At 49.0% G+C, this 14,695-nt stretch carries 18 protein-coding genes; 13 read left to right on the top strand and 5 right to left on the bottom strand.

Annotated features, from left to right (window positions below; genetic code table 11):
* Window positions 1-26: 26 nt before the first annotated feature.
* Together ACNA6I_RS02185 and ACNA6I_RS02190 are read left to right on the top strand one after the other, a co-directional pair.
* On the top strand, window positions 27-254 hold the full coding sequence (locus tag ACNA6I_RS02185; protein WP_048006176.1) for a YrhC family protein: 228 nt from the start codon (window positions 27-29) through the stop codon (window positions 252-254).
* A 592-nt stretch (window positions 255-846) separates the two neighbouring features.
* Window positions 847-990, top strand: a complete 144-nt coding sequence (locus tag ACNA6I_RS02190; RefSeq protein ID WP_159129885.1) for a YrzI family small protein — start codon at window positions 847-849, stop codon at window positions 988-990.
* A gap of 227 nt (window positions 991-1,217) precedes the next feature.
* Here the strand turns inward: ACNA6I_RS02190 and yunB are convergent, their stop codons facing one another.
* A complete protein-coding gene (gene yunB / locus ACNA6I_RS02195; protein WP_048006174.1) occupies window positions 1,218-1,976 on the bottom strand; it encodes a sporulation protein YunB in 759 nt (252 codons plus the stop codon).
* A gap of 414 nt (window positions 1,977-2,390) precedes the next feature.
* Between yunB and ACNA6I_RS02200 the strand changes: the two genes are divergently transcribed.
* From ACNA6I_RS02200 to ACNA6I_RS02215, 4 genes are all read left to right on the top strand, one after another.
* Window positions 2,391-2,837 carry a DUF2269 family protein gene (locus tag ACNA6I_RS02200; RefSeq protein WP_231579103.1) on the top strand — a complete coding sequence of 149 codons (447 nt, stop codon included), beginning with the start codon at window positions 2,391-2,393 and terminating at the stop codon, window positions 2,835-2,837.
* Between the two features lie 172 nt (window positions 2,838-3,009).
* Window positions 3,010-3,738, top strand: a complete 729-nt coding sequence (locus tag ACNA6I_RS02205) for a hypothetical protein (RefSeq protein WP_048016283.1) — start codon at window positions 3,010-3,012, stop codon at window positions 3,736-3,738.
* A 16-nt stretch (window positions 3,739-3,754) separates the two neighbouring features.
* A complete protein-coding gene (locus ACNA6I_RS02210; protein ID WP_048006171.1) occupies window positions 3,755-5,428 on the top strand; it encodes a vWA domain-containing protein in 1,674 nt (557 codons plus the stop codon).
* A gap of 10 nt (window positions 5,429-5,438) precedes the next feature.
* On the top strand, window positions 5,439-6,578 hold the full coding sequence (locus tag ACNA6I_RS02215; RefSeq protein WP_416312904.1) for a toxic anion resistance protein: 1,140 nt from the start codon (window positions 5,439-5,441) through the stop codon (window positions 6,576-6,578).
* Window positions 6,579-6,649: 71 nt separating this feature from the next.
* Here the strand turns inward: ACNA6I_RS02215 and sigK are convergent, their stop codons facing one another.
* Entirely contained in the window at window positions 6,650-7,363 is a 714-nt protein-coding gene (sigK, locus tag ACNA6I_RS02220) for an RNA polymerase sporulation sigma factor SigK (protein WP_048016280.1), read from the bottom strand.
* 533 nt (window positions 7,364-7,896) lie between these two features.
* Entirely contained in the window at window positions 7,897-8,265 is a 369-nt protein-coding gene (locus ACNA6I_RS02225) for a hypothetical protein (protein ID WP_416312905.1), read from the bottom strand.
* Between ACNA6I_RS02225 and ACNA6I_RS02230 the strand changes: the two genes are divergently transcribed.
* On the top strand, window positions 8,247-9,386 hold the full coding sequence (locus ACNA6I_RS02230) for a cell surface glycoprotein (RefSeq protein ID WP_249931617.1): 1,140 nt from the start codon (window positions 8,247-8,249) through the stop codon (window positions 9,384-9,386). The genes ACNA6I_RS02225 and ACNA6I_RS02230 overlap by 19 nt on opposite strands.
* A gap of 245 nt (window positions 9,387-9,631) precedes the next feature.
* Window positions 9,632-9,772, top strand: a complete 141-nt coding sequence (locus ACNA6I_RS02235) for a hypothetical protein (RefSeq protein WP_162838944.1) — start codon at window positions 9,632-9,634, stop codon at window positions 9,770-9,772.
* A gap of 120 nt (window positions 9,773-9,892) precedes the next feature.
* Here the strand turns inward: ACNA6I_RS02235 and pssA are convergent, their stop codons facing one another.
* On the bottom strand, window positions 9,893-10,432 hold the full coding sequence (gene pssA, locus ACNA6I_RS02240; RefSeq protein ID WP_048006166.1) for a CDP-diacylglycerol--serine O-phosphatidyltransferase: 540 nt from the start codon (window positions 10,430-10,432) through the stop codon (window positions 9,893-9,895).
* Between the two features lie 179 nt (window positions 10,433-10,611).
* Here pssA and ACNA6I_RS02245 point away from each other — a divergent pair, with 179 nt between their 5' ends.
* Complete coding sequence (locus tag ACNA6I_RS02245; protein ID WP_048016291.1) at window positions 10,612-11,394, top strand: phosphatidylserine decarboxylase; 783 nt, start codon at window positions 10,612-10,614, stop codon at window positions 11,392-11,394.
* A 35-nt stretch (window positions 11,395-11,429) separates the two neighbouring features.
* On the opposite strand, the gene ACNA6I_RS02250 is transcribed toward ACNA6I_RS02245, so the two are convergent.
* Window positions 11,430-11,570, bottom strand: coding sequence for a sporulation histidine kinase inhibitor Sda (locus ACNA6I_RS02250; RefSeq protein WP_048006165.1), 141 nt, complete (start codon window positions 11,568-11,570; stop codon window positions 11,430-11,432).
* A gap of 333 nt (window positions 11,571-11,903) precedes the next feature.
* On the opposite strand from ACNA6I_RS02250, the gene ACNA6I_RS02255 reads away from it, so the two are divergent.
* The 4 genes from ACNA6I_RS02255 to yhbY are packed head-to-tail and all read left to right on the top strand — an operon-like array spanning window position 11,904 to window position 14,694.
* Window positions 11,904-12,458: a YqeG family HAD IIIA-type phosphatase gene (locus tag ACNA6I_RS02255; RefSeq protein ID WP_048006164.1), complete on the top strand. Its 555-nt coding sequence runs from the start codon at window positions 11,904-11,906 to the stop codon at window positions 12,456-12,458.
* Window positions 12,455-13,555: a ribosome biogenesis GTPase YqeH gene (yqeH, locus tag ACNA6I_RS02260; RefSeq protein WP_416312906.1), complete on the top strand. Its 1,101-nt coding sequence runs from the start codon at window positions 12,455-12,457 to the stop codon at window positions 13,553-13,555. The genes ACNA6I_RS02255 and yqeH overlap by 4 nt, the downstream gene beginning before the upstream one ends.
* A 10-nt stretch (window positions 13,556-13,565) precedes the next feature.
* Window positions 13,566-14,414, top strand: coding sequence for a shikimate dehydrogenase (aroE, locus tag ACNA6I_RS02265; protein WP_416312907.1), 849 nt, complete (start codon window positions 13,566-13,568; stop codon window positions 14,412-14,414).
* Window positions 14,401-14,694: a ribosome assembly RNA-binding protein YhbY gene (gene yhbY, locus ACNA6I_RS02270; protein ID WP_048006161.1), complete on the top strand. Its 294-nt coding sequence runs from the start codon at window positions 14,401-14,403 to the stop codon at window positions 14,692-14,694. The genes aroE and yhbY overlap by 14 nt, the downstream gene beginning before the upstream one ends.
* Window position 14,695 lies beyond the last annotated feature (1 nt).

Raw genomic sequence — 14,695 nt, forward strand, 5'->3', positions numbered from 1 at the left:
AACTAGTCCGAAAGTAGGTGTCGACGTTGAATAAGAACATTTTCGAACAAAAGAAATCCGATTATAGACGGTTTGGATTCACTCTTTTATATTTGAGCGTATTCTTATATCTGGGCGTATTGATCCCCGGCATTTCAGATACCGCGGTGAAGTTGTACAGCCTCATGGGCATGACCATGATCCTGCTGATCGCTTCTTTTACCTTCTTTAAAAAGGCGATCACGTATCAAAAACGAATTATGGAAGACGAATAAGGCTGGGACCAAAGTGTTCTAGTCATAGTAAACCCGAATTCATTTGCCAAGAGTCAGGCAAATGAATTTGGGTTTTTAATTTGTTTAGATAAATATTCATTGCTTCCAGCGGTTGATAGGAGTGCAGGACGAAGACTCCTGCGGGAAGAGTAGCTGATGTGAGACCCCGCACAATCGACGAGGAGGCTCACTGGCTACCCGCGGAAAGCGAAGTCTTGCACGGAAATCATAAGCGGAATAAAGAACCTACGCTGATAGTGTTTTTTGGGTTTTATCACAACCTCTTTAATTGGATAAAAATATTTTTGAAAAAGTGGTTTACTTTTCCATTGAAATTGGATATACTAACCAATGTAAGAAAAATATCACACGGAAACGGAGGTCGAGTAACATGATGATGATCAAAGGAATTAACGCCGTACAACTTCATACTACCATTCGACCGACAGTGGGATATCTTTCATTCTGACCAATATGTGAATGAATGCCGCGGGGAGAATGCATCTTCCTGCGGCTTTTTTGTGTGCCGCCGGGAAGGGAGTCCCTGCGGTTTTTTCATGCAAAAAAACAACCACTGAAAGGGGGGATCGCCATGACTCTGAACTTATTATTCGTGACGCTTACGTTGAAAAAGAAGCGTACGTCATTCGAAGAAGCTGCACATAATGAATCGGTCTCGAAGCATTTCGAAGAAACCAAGACAAAACTGCACCACTTCACATCACATACGCTGTAATGCCTGTACGATCAAACTATAGGGAGGAGAATGAACATGATTTTTATACAAGTGAAACGGCTGAATGCGCTCTGGGTGGAGAAGGACACAGCCTAACGAACGTGAAGGGTTGGTGACAGGATGTTTTTGAACATCTCGATTTGGACAGTGATGATCGGCAGATTCTTCAAGAAGAAGCGGATGCCGGAATAATGAAGAAAGCGGGTCCGGGACCGGACCCGCTTTTTCTATTCGCTTTTTTTCGGAAGCTGGATGGCAGGGGAGCTTCCGCTGCCGTTCCCGCTATAAAAGTCCGGGACTTTCCCTGGTATGAACAGATCGCCGATTTTGACTTTATTGGCCACCTTGATCGTTTTGGTCCGCCTCGGAATGATCACATTCATTTCAACCGAAATGTTGATGTACACTTCGAGATAGGTGTTATTGATCCCGACCACATTCGTTTGCGTCTCTACATTGGATTGCACGTCCCCGATGATCATGAACTGGATCGGGATCTGAGGGCCCATATTGGCCAGGAGGGTATTATTTGCTGCAAGGCCGAGGGGTACATAATACACAATGCCTTTTGCATCTTTGCTTTTCTCAAAATCGATTTCCGTCTCAGAGGTAAAGGCCTCGAGCTTTTCCAGGTCGCCTTTTTCCACATAATCCAGGTACTGCTGGACCCTTTCGGTCGATTCTGCGATCAGCTTGTTGTATATACCCGGGTCAAAGCTATAGCTCGGTTCCCCGCCGGTTTCATGCTTCACGATCAACTGATTGATATCCACCTCTTCAGAGATGTTTTTGGAAATGGAATCGTTGATGGCCTGGGCGGCGAACTGCCGGGTCGTTGTTTCAGCGATTTCCATGAGTGCGGGCTCGATGCCCCTATTGATCATGTACAGACTCTGTACCGTCATCAGTACAAACACGATGAACGATATGATGAAGACATGACGTGCAGGCAGGGGAGATCGTTTCGGTCGTCGCTTCTTGAACATACCGTCACCTCTCTTCACTCTCACTATATTGTCAGGAGCTATTGATTATGACTGGCGGAAAGGACACATATCTGTCAACGAATCGCAACAGGGTGTTCATGAATGGAAGGGTCGCAGTGGCAAATGCGGTGATATACTGACCGTAAGGACGTAGCAATGGAAGGAGTTTTGCGTCATGTTTTCCATGATCATGGGTCTGGTGGTGACCGTGGCGATCGGGTTGATCATCACGGCAGAAGTCGGTGCAGAGTAAGGGGGCGGATGCCCTCTTTTTTTATGGGGTAAAAGTGGCAGATAACACAAATGAGAGATGAAACATGGCATGCGGCCCCCTTGGGAAAGGGCCGCCTTTTTTATGTGGTGAAAAGGACAGAGGGGTCTGCATATAGTAGGTCTATGTTCATAAGGGGAGGGATGGCAAGCTTGTATTCAATCGTCATGATCGTCCACGTAGCCACGGCTGTCATTGGTTTCGGACAGACGTTCCTATTCCCGTTCCTGCTCCGGTACCCCCGATCGGAGGCGGAGGCAAAGACTGTGCTCATGCTCCTTGGGCGGATGGGGAAACTCGCGAAATACAGTGATCTGATCCTCTTGGGAAGCGGTGTGGGCATGCTTTGCCTCGGTTATCCATTCGAGTCCTGGGTCATCGCTTCCCTGATCCTGTTCTTCACCATGCGCTTTTCATCTTCTGTCCTGTCTAGGAAGGCGGCTATTTCTTTATGGAATATGCTCCACGACGAAGCCGGAGCTTATTTTATGGAGGAATACCGGAACCGCATGGAATCATTCCTTCCAAAAGTGTGGTTCACGCAGGCACTTAACATCGCGATCATCCTCCTCATGATTTTGAAACCTTAGACCTCCACCATCCGTATGACAGATAAGGGGTATCCTTCCAGTGTCCTCCATCCCGTCTTCACTTTGTGAAGGGACTTGCATGAAGTGATTGAAAGGATTTTCCAATAGTAGTATAGTAAGTAGGGGCTATTTTTTCATTTTTCCGAATAGTGAAACGAAGGAGGGGACAAAGATGAAGAAATCGATTCAGCTCGCCGGCCTCATTCTAGGAGTGATGGTCACAAACATCGTGGTATTTTCCCCCGGCTTTATCGGCTTGGCCCTGACGGGGGGTGCCCTTGAAGCAGCGCTGGGTGCATCGATCCTCACGGCAAGCGCCATAGGTGTCCTTTACGGAGTGTATGCTCTCCGTTTCAAGGAAAAAGAACCGCTCCAGATCCTCTCTCTTACCTCAGATGAAGAATACAAGGAAGCCCTCTCCAGATTCTTCGGGAAAAAGTCGCTTCGTGAAGATCTTCACTATGCCATCGAGCAGGTGGACCGCCTGGAACAGAAAAAAGCCTCCCTTCAGCAGGCAATCAATGACCGGTTCCAGCAAGGCGAAATGAGCCACCGGAAATTCAGCCAAACGGTCCTTGAGGTGGAACAGCTCTTTTTCCAAAACGTAAGGAATCTCTTGAACAAAGCAGGTGCCTTTGATGAGCGGGAATACAAATCCGTCCGGTCCAAAGATCCGCGCCTCAGTCAAACCCTCCTAGCCGAGAAGACATCCCTGTACAGGGAGTATTTGTTCTTCATCAAACAGGCGATCGAGATCAATGAAGAAATCATTCTCGATCTCGATAAGCTGCTGCTTGAAATCACCCGTCTCAATACTGTCACCATCGAAGATATCGACAACATGGCCTGCATGAAGGAAATCCATTCCCTCATCAATCAGACAAAGCTCTATAAAACATAAAGAAAAGGGGAAACGCATGATGAAAAAAGGAAAATTCCTGCTCGTTTCCGGTCTAATCGTCCTGTTGGTCTTCGGTGGTGTCTTCTTCGGGATCAAACTCACCTCCAACCTAGGGAAAACCGATAAGCAGATCACAGCAGAAAGTGCAGATAAACAGCTGGATGAACTGTACGGCAAAATCGACGTGACGAAAGAAAAACCGATCAAGGGCCAGATCGATCTCGACCCGGCGGATGCAGCTTCGGAGCTTCCGGATATCTCAAAATTTCCCCTTACCGTAGAAGGGCAGGGGAATACGACGGTCGAAATCTTCTCTTCTACAGAAAAATCCGGGAAAGGGAAGGAAGGATGGCTGAATAAAGTAGCTGAAGACTTCAATGCCTCCGGCGCCTCGGGCCAGGTCACCATCCGCAGTATTGCATCCGGAACGGCGACAGAGTACATCACATCGGGGAAAAGCATTCCTGACGCATTCGCTCCTTCCAATGAACTGTGGGGGGAAATGGTCAAAGCCTCCGGAGTGGAGTCCAACCTGATTGAAAAGCGCCTCGTCGGGAATGTGCCGGGCATCGTGATCTCAAAGAAAAAACATGATCAGCTCATAGAGAAGTACGGGGCCGTGAATGCGAAGACCATATTGGAAGCCATGACCGAGGATGAATTCGCCATGGGGTATACCGATCCGTTCGCAAGCTCCACAGGATTGAACTTCCTCATCACCGGACTTAATGCCTTCGATAATAAAAATGTGCTGAGTGACGATGCCGTGAAGGGATTTGAATCGTTCCAGGCCAATGTTCCGTTCACAGCCTCCACGACCCTGCAAATGAGGGAGGCGGCCAAGTCAGGGATGCTGGACGGATTCGTTCTTGAATATCAGACCTATACAAACGCCTCCGACCTCAAGGATTCCTATGAATTCGTGCCATTCGGTGTCCGGCACGACAACCCGTTATATGCCCTTGGGGAGCTCCCGGCAGAAAAGGTCAAGGTGCTGGAAGAGTTCGCTCAATTCGCCAAGCAGGACCGTTACAAGGAGCTTGCCAAAAAAGACGGCTTCAACGGTTTGGAAGAGTATCAGTCCGAAATGAAGCCCCTGGACGGAAGCACGATCACCTCCGCCCAGAAGATCTGGAAGGAAAAAAAGAACGGCACCCAGTCGATTGCCGCCGTTTTCGTAGCGGACGTATCTGGGAGCATGGACGGAGAATCCCTTAACAAGCTGAAAGAGTCCCTCCTTAAAGGACAAAAGTATCTTGGGAAAGACAATTCGATCGGTCTGGTCAGTTATTCGGATGATGTAGCCATCAATATGCCGATCAAAAAATTCGATGTGAACCAGCAATCTGAATTCGTCGGGGCTGTGGAAAGCCTGCAGGCCAATGGCGGTACGGCCACCTATGACGGAATTGTGGTGGCCATGAAGATGCTCCAGGATGAGCTCGAAAAGAATCCGGATACACGCCCCCTCATCTTCGTGTTGAGTGACGGGGATACGAATCAGGGGAATTCATTGAAAGCCGTCCGCCCCCTGATCGAAGCGTACAAAATTCCGGTGTATACAATCGGGTATAATGCGGACCTCAAGGCGCTCGAAACCATTTCGTCCATCAATGAGGCTGCCAGCATCAATGCCGACACCGACGACGTCGTCTATAAGATCCGAAATCTGTTCAACGTCCAATTATAGGAGGGATTGTATGAGCTTTTCCATGAGTGTGACCACACAAGAAGAAGTGAAAAAGGTGATCGAACAAGAGGTCAAACCCGTGCCTGAGGAGGTAAGGAAGCTTCAAGAAGCGGCGGAAGCGAACGTCCAGGCGGTCCTGAACCTCGATCTTGATTCCCTTGAGAAGAAAAAAGAAATCCTTGCTTCCATCGATTCTTTCGGGATGGACACCCTGCGATCGTCTTCGAGCAAAAATGCCCTCCTGCAGGTATCAGTGGGCAATCTATCGAAGACGGGTGATGAAGGCGGACAGGTGGCCAAAGGGCTGAGCGACCTTCAAATCGAAATCAAGGATCTCGATCCGAGCATGATCGATTTTGCCAAGGCGGGACTCCTCGGGAAGCTGTTCAATCCCATGCGCGCTTATTTCGCCAAGTATCAGAAAGCCGACACCGTCATATCCGATATCGTCGAGTCACTGGAAAAGGGCAGGAACGTCCTGAAAAATGACAATACGACCCTTGAAATCGAACAGCACGCCCTCAGGGATCTGACCAAGGTGCTTCAGAAGGAAATCGAACTCGGCTCCCTCATGGATGCCTCCATCGCTGCACAGGTCGAGGTGGCACGTGAAAAGGGGGAGGATCCAGATCGGGTCAGGTTCATCGAAGAGGAAATCCTGTTCCCCCTCCGGCAGCGGGTCATGGACCTGAACACGATGCTCGTCGTCAATCAGCAGGGAATCATCGCCTATGAAATGGTCGTGAGGAACAATCGGGAACTCATCCGCGGTGTCGACAGGGCGAAAACGGTCACCATCTCCGCCCTCCGGATCGGTGTGACTGTTGCAAGTGCCCTGTACAATCAAAAGATTGTCCTCAAGAAGATCGAGGCACTGAACGCGACGACGAATACGATCATCGCCGGGACTTCCAAGATGCTGAAGGATCAGGGAACCGCCATCCAGAAGCAGGCGATGGAAGCGAATATCTCCGTCGACACCCTCAAGACTGCCTTCAGCGATGTCATTGAAGCAATGGACTCGATCTCCACCTACAAGCGCGAAGCCCTTCCACAGATGCGGGAAACAATCAACCAGTTCAAAGAGCTCGCCGCAACGGGGGAAGAGCAAATCCAGCGACTGGAGAAGGGGTCGAAAATCCAGTTCTGAATCAACAATAGTGAAAAGCCCGCCGGGACCGTCATTCAGACGATCCCGGCGGGCTTTTTCTTATAGATTGATCATTTTCCCCGTTTCTCTTTCTCCTCCCGGTAAAACTCATGGAACATCTTCATCAACGCCCGCTTTTCGATCCGGGACACATAGCTCCTCGATATGTTCAATTCTTTTGCGATCTCCCGCTGGGTCTTCTCTTCTTTCAAGTCGAGTCCGAAACGGCCGACGATGACCTCTTTCTCCCGATCATCCAGGACGCAGATGTATTTCCGGACCTTCTCCAGTTCCATGCTGAGCTGGATCGTATCGATCACATCGTCGGCCTCCGATTTGAGGATATCGATGAGGCTGATTTCATTCCCTTCTTTATCCTGGCCGATCGGATCGTGAAGGGAGATATCCTTTTTCGTCTTCTTGAGGGCCCTGAGATGCATGAGGATCTCATTCTCGATACAGCGTGCCGCATAGGTGGCAAGCTTCGTTCCCTTACCCTCGGAATAGCTCTCGATCGCCTTGATCAGCCCGATCGTGCCGATGGAGATGAGGTCTTCGGGGTCTTCTCCGGTGTTTTCGAACTTCTTCACGATATGTGCCACGAGCCTAAGATTATGCTCGATCAGCATATTCCTCGCGTGCTCATCCCCTTCTGCCATGAGCCGTAAGTATTTCCGTTCCTCTGCTGCCGATAGCGGTTGTGGAAAGGCGTTATTCTTTACGTAGGAAACAAGGAAGAACAATTCTTTCACGAAATAGCCGAGCGCTGTCAGAACTCCAGACATGGTTCCACCTCCAAAAGGACTTTTGCCTATACCCATACCTATGTTAGCGATCGGGGTCTCTTGCATGTCCTCTGGAAGTAAGGGGAGTCTTTACACAAGTTTTGGATTCCATTTGATCATGAGCAGCATGATGCTGGCATGCAAGAAAGGAAGGGAGAACAAGGTGATATAAGGAATGAGAAGGTCCACAGCATACGGTTTATATGAAAGGTTTAGTGTGAGGCCGCTTAGCCCTGTAAAGAGGAAGTTAAAGAGAGCGATTTATATAAGGAAAGATTGTAATAGGACGATCGTGATAAAATTAGTATGATTATTATGATGGATAAGGAAGGTGATGCAGGGGTGTGACAGATTTTGATCGACTGTCTATCGCCATCCTTCCGAAGGCATAATTCTCATCAATGTCTCCAATCACAACGATAGAAAAATAGAACAAGACAGTCATCAGACAACTCTTGGTCCATTCGTCCATGCATTCCATTATCCTCAACATACAATGACCATAAAGATTGTATTTAGAGGTGATGGAGTGTTTAATAACAAACGAAACCAGTGTGATTTGAACAAAGTACTTCCGCCACAGGGATGTGACTTTTACCCTCCTCCTCCTGGACCTCCGGGACCACCAGGACCTCCGGGACCACAGGGACCACAGGGATCGCAAGGATCGGAGGGTCCACAAGGGGCAGTGGGTCCACAAGGGCCTGCAGGGACACAGGGTCCACAAGGGCCTGCAGGGACACAGGGTCCACAAGGGCCTGCAGGACCACAAGGAACACAAGGATCGGATGGACCACAGGGACCGCAGGGATTTCAGGGATTACAGGGTCCACAAGGCCTGACAGGACCCCAGGGACCACAAGGGCCGGCCGGCACTCCGGTATTGACAGGTGTTGGCGCACCAAGCTGTGCGATTGGTAATGATGGTGACCTTTATATCGATATCTCTACGGGGAATTTGTATTATAAAGAGCAGGAGCCTGTTCCTCCAGCAAACAGGCCGGTCCCTTCTTTTACAGGGAACACCCTCAATGTAGGGTCGACCCGGCTGTATACGACGATACAAGCGGCTTTAACCGCAGCGGTCAATGGGGATCGATTGCTACTTGACGCTGAAACCTTTACGATTACGGCCACCTTGCCTGTAAACAAGTCGGTAACCATAGAGGGACAGGGAAAAGGTTTAACGACCGTCATTACGACGAGTAACGCTGTAACAACCATGTTTAATGTCACGGTTTCGAATGTGATCTTCCGAGAAATGACCATCGTTCAAAACTTCCCATCCATCGCGTCTACAGAAACCATCATACGGGTGGGGAACTTCGCTACAGGAATTTATGTCGATAACTGTGAACTCTCTGTATGTGAGTTCGGAATTACCCTGATTGCTACCGAGTTCCAGATTACAAATTGCGATTTCACCTATGCCCCGGCTGCTGCCCTTAATAATAACTATCGGTATATCAGTATTGCGTCTACTTCAGGTCAGAGTATTATTGATAGCAATACGTTCGTATCCGGTTCGGGAAACTCCAATTGCAGTTTTATTATTATCACAAATATAGCAGTCAGTTCCGGTACACTAAAAGGGGACTTAGTGGTAAGAAATAATGAACAAGTGGTGGCCTTCCAATTAAGACATCTTCTCAATATGGAAGAAACGATAGGAAATAATTTCGGTTTGTATATTATAAATAATAGAACCTTTAGCGAAGGGAACGTCCCGGTCTTGCTGAATGGTCCGAATCTGAATGTTTTTAAATTCATCGCTATCTATGGCAACACTGTTCAAAATTCAGCAGGAAAAGGGCTTGTCGGCATCGATGTCTACTACCTGGGCAGTACGGACATTTTCGCAACGGGTAATACCATCACCAATCAAACCTTCGCTGCCGGATGGGCATCTGCAACGACTGACCCAACCGATGTGACCGTCGGTTATCATGCAGCCGTTATCCCCGTCCCGCCTAATCTTCCGCTGAATCCTTGTTACTGGTTATTGTTGAGTGAATTTATATAATGGATGGGTAGAGCGAGGAGGGTTATCGCTCTACCTTACTTATCGTGGAGAGCGGGTCCAGAAAGAAATACTGTTCTCCTGCCCGTTCATCGGGTGCCGGTGAATTCCATATGCTCGCCAGCCAATGGATGTGTTTTTGTTAAGAAAGGGTGTCCAAATCGCGTGAGGGAATTCTTCAAACGCCTATACCTATGCGTCCCAACCTACATATACTACCTATAGGAAGAACGGGAGGGGGGAAACCCATGTACGGATATCCATGCTATGGACCGGGCTATCCAGGTTACTACGGTGGAGGCGGCTATCTGTTCGCCCTCGGTGTCATCCTGTTGATCTTGCTTTTCCTTTTCGGAGGCTGGTGGTACTATACGACCTGCTGCTGTTGATCAATAGGGGCTGCCGCGGTGCTCCTTAGGCGGGGATGCACCCTGGTATGATACGTATAAAAAAGGATCCCCGGTTCATACATACGTGAACCGGGGATCCTTTCGTTCTTATGATGTGTGTTACACTTTTTTAATGGTGAAAGGGCTGACCATCAAGAGTGACATGAGGATCATCGTCGTCAGGATGATTCCTGCCGGTACATGGGGGATGGCCAGGTACGACAAGGTCACAAGGCAGCCTGCGGCCGTGATGGGAAGCCCCGTGAAGTAACCGGCATTCTCTGTGATGTTGAAACGGGCGAGTCTGTAGGCACCGCATCCGATGTAGAAAATCATGAAGAAAGCCCCGACCACGCCCAATGACTGGAGTGCTGCGTAGTACATGAGTACAGCGGGGGCTACTCCGAATGAAACGATGTCGCTCATGGAGTCGAGCTGCTTCCCGAGGTCTGACTCGACGTTCAGCTTCCTGGCGACCATCCCGTCGAAACGGTCGGTGAGGGCTGCGATGAAGATGAATAATAAGGCCTGGTGAGGCTGGTTATGCAGGACGGAGACGATGGCGAATCCGCCAAGTGACAGGTTGAGCAGCGTCACGAAATTGGCTGCATGGGCTTTCAGTTTTTTTACGGTTTGATCAAGTGCTTCGGAGAGAAACAATGAACCTCACTCCTTATTCAAAGAAAAAGATAATATAAGATATAGTATATGACATTGTTTTATTATATACTTATTAAACTGTGAACGTTAAGGGTTTTTCAAAAATCGTACTTTTTTTCAAATGTCTGGGACTTTCGGGCTGTGCCCATCCCTGTTGACGATAAAGGAGTTGGAAGTTGTTGAAGCAATCTCTTTACCGGTTGTGCATCGAACTGACGAATAAAAAGTGGTCCTCTTTTTTGCTCCGTCGGTTTGTTCGATCAAAAGCAAGCAGGAAGCTGATTCCTTCGTTTGCCAAAACCTACGGGATCAATACGGAAGAAATGGAGCAGTCCATCGAACTCTATCCGAGTCTTCATGAATTCTTCATCCGCAGGCTGAAACCGGGCGCACGGACGATCCAGGCAGGGGAGGCCGCTGTGGTCAGTCCCGTGGATGGTGTCATGGCAGAAACGGGTGTGATCACGGATCAGCTCGAAGTAACGGTGAAAGGCAAGCCTTACTCCATCCTGGATATGTTGGGTTCTGATGAGAAAGCAGCACCGTATATGGGGGGATCCTTCGCCGTATTTTACCTGAGCCCTGCGAATTACCATCGCATCCACAGTCCGGCAAACGGAGAGGTCATCGGCAGGTGGGAGCTTGGAAAGCACTCCTATCCCGTCAACGAACTCGGCCTCCGGTACGGAAAGGAAACCTTATCAAAGAACTATCGGTCCATCACGGAGCTGCGTCATCCCGGAGGAAGGATGGCCGTTGTCAAAGTCGGGGCCATGTTCGTTAACAGTGTCGATTACGTCGTGGATCGGAACGAATGGATCCAGGGCGAGGAAGTCGCCTACTTCAGCTTCGGGTCCACCGTGATCCTTCTGTTTGAAAAAGGGCGCTTCTCCTTCGACGGGGATACCGCCCCTCGTGAAGTAAGGGTCGGGGAGCATTTGGGTAGCTTCATGTCAAAATAAACGGGACGGATGAGCATCCGTCCCGTTTATCCGTATTAAGATGAAGCCTTGATTTTATTCGTAAGGGAACGTCGGTGAATTTCCATTTCGATGAGGCGAATGAATTCTTTGCTGAGATTTAATTCTCTGGCCTTATAATAGGAATCGATCAACAATTCATCGGATAATTTCCTCATGACTCCACCTCCCATACTTTTACTACCGTGCTCTTGCTGTAACTAAACTTTACCAAAATTAAAAAGACAGAACAACTGTTCCTTTATCCACATGTCTCCGTGGATATCTTGTGGTTAACCTGTATACAACTGGTAAAATATTGGGTGATTCGTAAGTGAATAATGTGTATAACGTTATCCACAGTCGAGAGCAAAGTTGAATTTTGTCGAAAAATATTTGATTTTCCTCACATATTTTCCCTTTCCATCGAATACATGCGGGTTTACTTTGAAAGTCATGGGGAAATTGGTTATCATTAATCTGTTATACAGTAAGTGTGCGGAAGACCCGAGATGTCAAATGATTATAAATATGAGGTGTTTGCTTTGTTAAAACAATTTTTGCCTGATGAACAGGTACAGGATATATTTGCGATCCGGCCGGAGGATCTGAAAGAAAAAGGAATCAAGGCAATCATCACGGACCTTGACAATACGCTGGTCGAATGGGATCGCCCGAATGCCACCCCTAAGCTCATTCAATGGTTCAAGGAGATGCAGGAACACGGGATCCTTGTGACGATCGTTTCCAACAATAACAGGATGCGTGTCGGTTCTTTTGCCGATCCGCTCGGTGTCCCGTTCATTTTCCAGGCACGGAAGCCCATGGGACGAGCATTCAAACGGGCGATCAGGCAGATGGACGTAAGGAAAGAGGAGACGGTCGTGATCGGCGATCAGCTCCTGACGGACGTGCTGGGGGGGAACCGGAGTGGTTTCCACACCATCCTCGTGGTCCCGGTGGCCCAGTCGGATGGATTTATGACGAAGTTCAATCGCAAGGTCGAAAGAAGGATCATGAACTTTTTCAAACGAAAAGGCATGATCGGTTGGGAGGATAAAAAGTGAGTCAAGTTGTATGTATAGGCTGCGGAGTCGAGATTCAGACGGAAAACAAGGAAGGATTGGGGTATGCACCCCCATCGTCCTTGAAGAAGGATGAAGTCATCTGTCAGCGCTGTTTCAAGCTGAAGCATTATAATGAGGTGCAGGACGTTCCCCTTACGGATGACGACTTCCTGAAGATCCTCAATGAAATAGGCGATTCAGAAGGATTGATCGTCAAAGTCGTTGATATTTTTGATTTCAACGGCAGCTGGCTTCCCGGGCTCCACCGCTTTGTCGGCTCGAATCCGATCCTCCTTGTGGGGAATAAAGCGGATCTTCTTCCTAAATCGGTCAAGCATTCAAAGCTGACCCAGTGGATGAAGCATGAAGCGAAACAGCTCGGTCTGAAGCCCGTCGATGTCAAATTGGTGAGTGCTTCACGCGGCCAGGGAATCGAAGAAACGATCCAGGCCGTTGAAGAGTACCGTGAAGGCCGTGATGTGTATGTGGTCGGATGTACCAACGTAGGGAAATCCACGTTCATCAACCGCATCATCAAGCAGGTTTCAGGGGAACAGGACGTCATCACCACATCGCATTTCCCGGGCACAACCTTGGATATGATCCAAATTCCACTCGGGGATGATGAGTACCTGATCGATACACCGGGAATCATCAATCATCATCAGATGGCCCACTATGTGAACAAAGGTGATTTGAAGATCATCACACCGAAGAAGGAAATCAAGCCGAGGACGTTCCAGTTGAATCCGGAGCAGACGTTATTCTTTGGCGGCCTTTCCCGTTTCGATTTCCTGAAGGGAGACCGTCAGGCATTCACCTGCTATTTCTCCAATGAGCTGAATATCCACCGGACGAAGGTGGAAAAAGCGGACGAACTCTATAAAAATCACGCAGGTGAGCTGCTTCAGCCGCCCCGCATCGAGGATATGGATACGTTCCCAGAGCTTGTGAAGCATGAATTCAAGATCAAGGAAGGGAAGACCGATATCGTGTTTTCCGGACTTGGTTGGATCACCGTGAACGAACCGGGAGCTTCCATCGCGGCCCATGTACCGAAAGGGGTCAGCGTCTTCCTGAGAAAATCATTGATCTAGGGGGGTAATCATGAATCACTTATACGGGGTCATCGGTGACCCCATCGCCCATTCCATGTCCCCGGTCATGCATCAAGCAGCGCTGGATGACGCTGGGCTCGAAGGCACGTATATGAAATTCCACGTCACCCCGGATGCCCTTCCGCAGGCCATCGGAGGCATAAGGGCGCTCGGGATCCGCGGCGTGAATATCACCGTGCCCCATAAAGTAGCTGTAATGGAGCTCCTTGATCGAATCGATCCCCTTGCGGAAGCCATCGGTGCGGTCAACACGATCGTGAACGATGACGGGGTGCTGACAGGGTATAATACGGATGGACCGGGATATGTCGAAGGATTGCAGAAGGCACTGGTCGGCGATGTGACAAACAAGTCCGTCTTGATGCTCGGAGCAGGAGGTGCCGCCAAGGCCATCTTCTACAGCCTCGCATCCATTGGCGTGACGCATATCGACATCGCCAATCGGACCGAAGCAAGGGCAGCTGACATGATTGCAGCCTGCCCGTTTGCCATCTCTTCCTCATACATCCCCATGGATGAAGCGGGGGAAGCGGTCAACAGGTATGACATCATCATCCAGACGACTTCGATCGGGATGAGCCCGGAGGTCGGTCACTCCCCGCTCGCCTTCGATTCGGTGAAGGATGGCTCCTTGTTCAGTGACATCATCTATAATCCCTTAGAAACGGCCATCATGAAACGGGCACGGGAGCTTGGGGCTCAAACGCAGAATGGACTCGAAATGTTCGTTCACCAGGGAGCACTGGCGTTTGAGAAGTGGACGGGGGTCATCCCCGACACAGAAACTATGAAAAAAATCGTTTTAAAGCAACTAGGAGGTCAACATGTTAACAGGTAAACAGAAAAGATATCTACGCTCACAAGCCCATCATTTGAACCCGATCTTCCAGGTCGGCAAGGGCGGAGTGAATGAAAATATGATCAACCAAATCGAAGAGGCACTTGAAGCCAGGGAACTGCTGAAAGTAAGCATCCTTCAAAACTGTGAAATGGACAAGCACGACGTGGCCGAGGCCCTTTCAAAAGGAGCCAGGGCAGAGCTTGTACAGCTGATCGGTCATACGGTCGTCCTTTATAAAGAATCAAAAGAAAACAAGACGTTAATCCTTCCAAGATAAG

The organism is Rossellomorea sp. FS2 (genome assembly GCF_047915635.1).
Lineage (GTDB): Bacteria > Bacillota > Bacilli > Bacillales > Bacillaceae_B > Rossellomorea > Rossellomorea marisflavi_A.

Coding starts and splice junctions, on each gene's coding strand:
- ACNA6I_RS02190 (WP_159129885.1), top strand. CDS start 847: ATGACTCTGAACTTATTATTCGTGACGCTTACGTTGAAAAAGAAGCGT.
- yunB (WP_048006174.1), bottom strand. CDS start 1,976: ATGTTCAAGAAGCGACGACCGAAACGATCTCCCCTGCCTGCACGTCAT.
- ACNA6I_RS02200 (WP_231579103.1), top strand. CDS start 2,391: ATGGCAAGCTTGTATTCAATCGTCATGATCGTCCACGTAGCCACGGCT.
- ACNA6I_RS02205 (WP_048016283.1), top strand. CDS start 3,010: ATGAAGAAATCGATTCAGCTCGCCGGCCTCATTCTAGGAGTGATGGTC.
- ACNA6I_RS02210 (WP_048006171.1), top strand. CDS start 3,755: ATGATGAAAAAAGGAAAATTCCTGCTCGTTTCCGGTCTAATCGTCCTG.
- ACNA6I_RS02215 (WP_416312904.1), top strand. CDS start 5,439: ATGAGCTTTTCCATGAGTGTGACCACACAAGAAGAAGTGAAAAAGGTG.
- sigK (WP_048016280.1), bottom strand. CDS start 7,363: ATGTCTGGAGTTCTGACAGCGCTCGGCTATTTCGTGAAAGAATTGTTC.
- ACNA6I_RS02235 (WP_162838944.1), top strand. CDS start 9,632: ATGTACGGATATCCATGCTATGGACCGGGCTATCCAGGTTACTACGGT.
- ACNA6I_RS02250 (WP_048006165.1), bottom strand. CDS start 11,570: ATGAGGAAATTATCCGATGAATTGTTGATCGATTCCTATTATAAGGCC.
- ACNA6I_RS02255 (WP_048006164.1), top strand. CDS start 11,904: ATGTCAAATGATTATAAATATGAGGTGTTTGCTTTGTTAAAACAATTT.
- aroE (WP_416312907.1), top strand. CDS start 13,566: ATGAATCACTTATACGGGGTCATCGGTGACCCCATCGCCCATTCCATG.
- yhbY (WP_048006161.1), top strand. CDS start 14,401: ATGTTAACAGGTAAACAGAAAAGATATCTACGCTCACAAGCCCATCAT.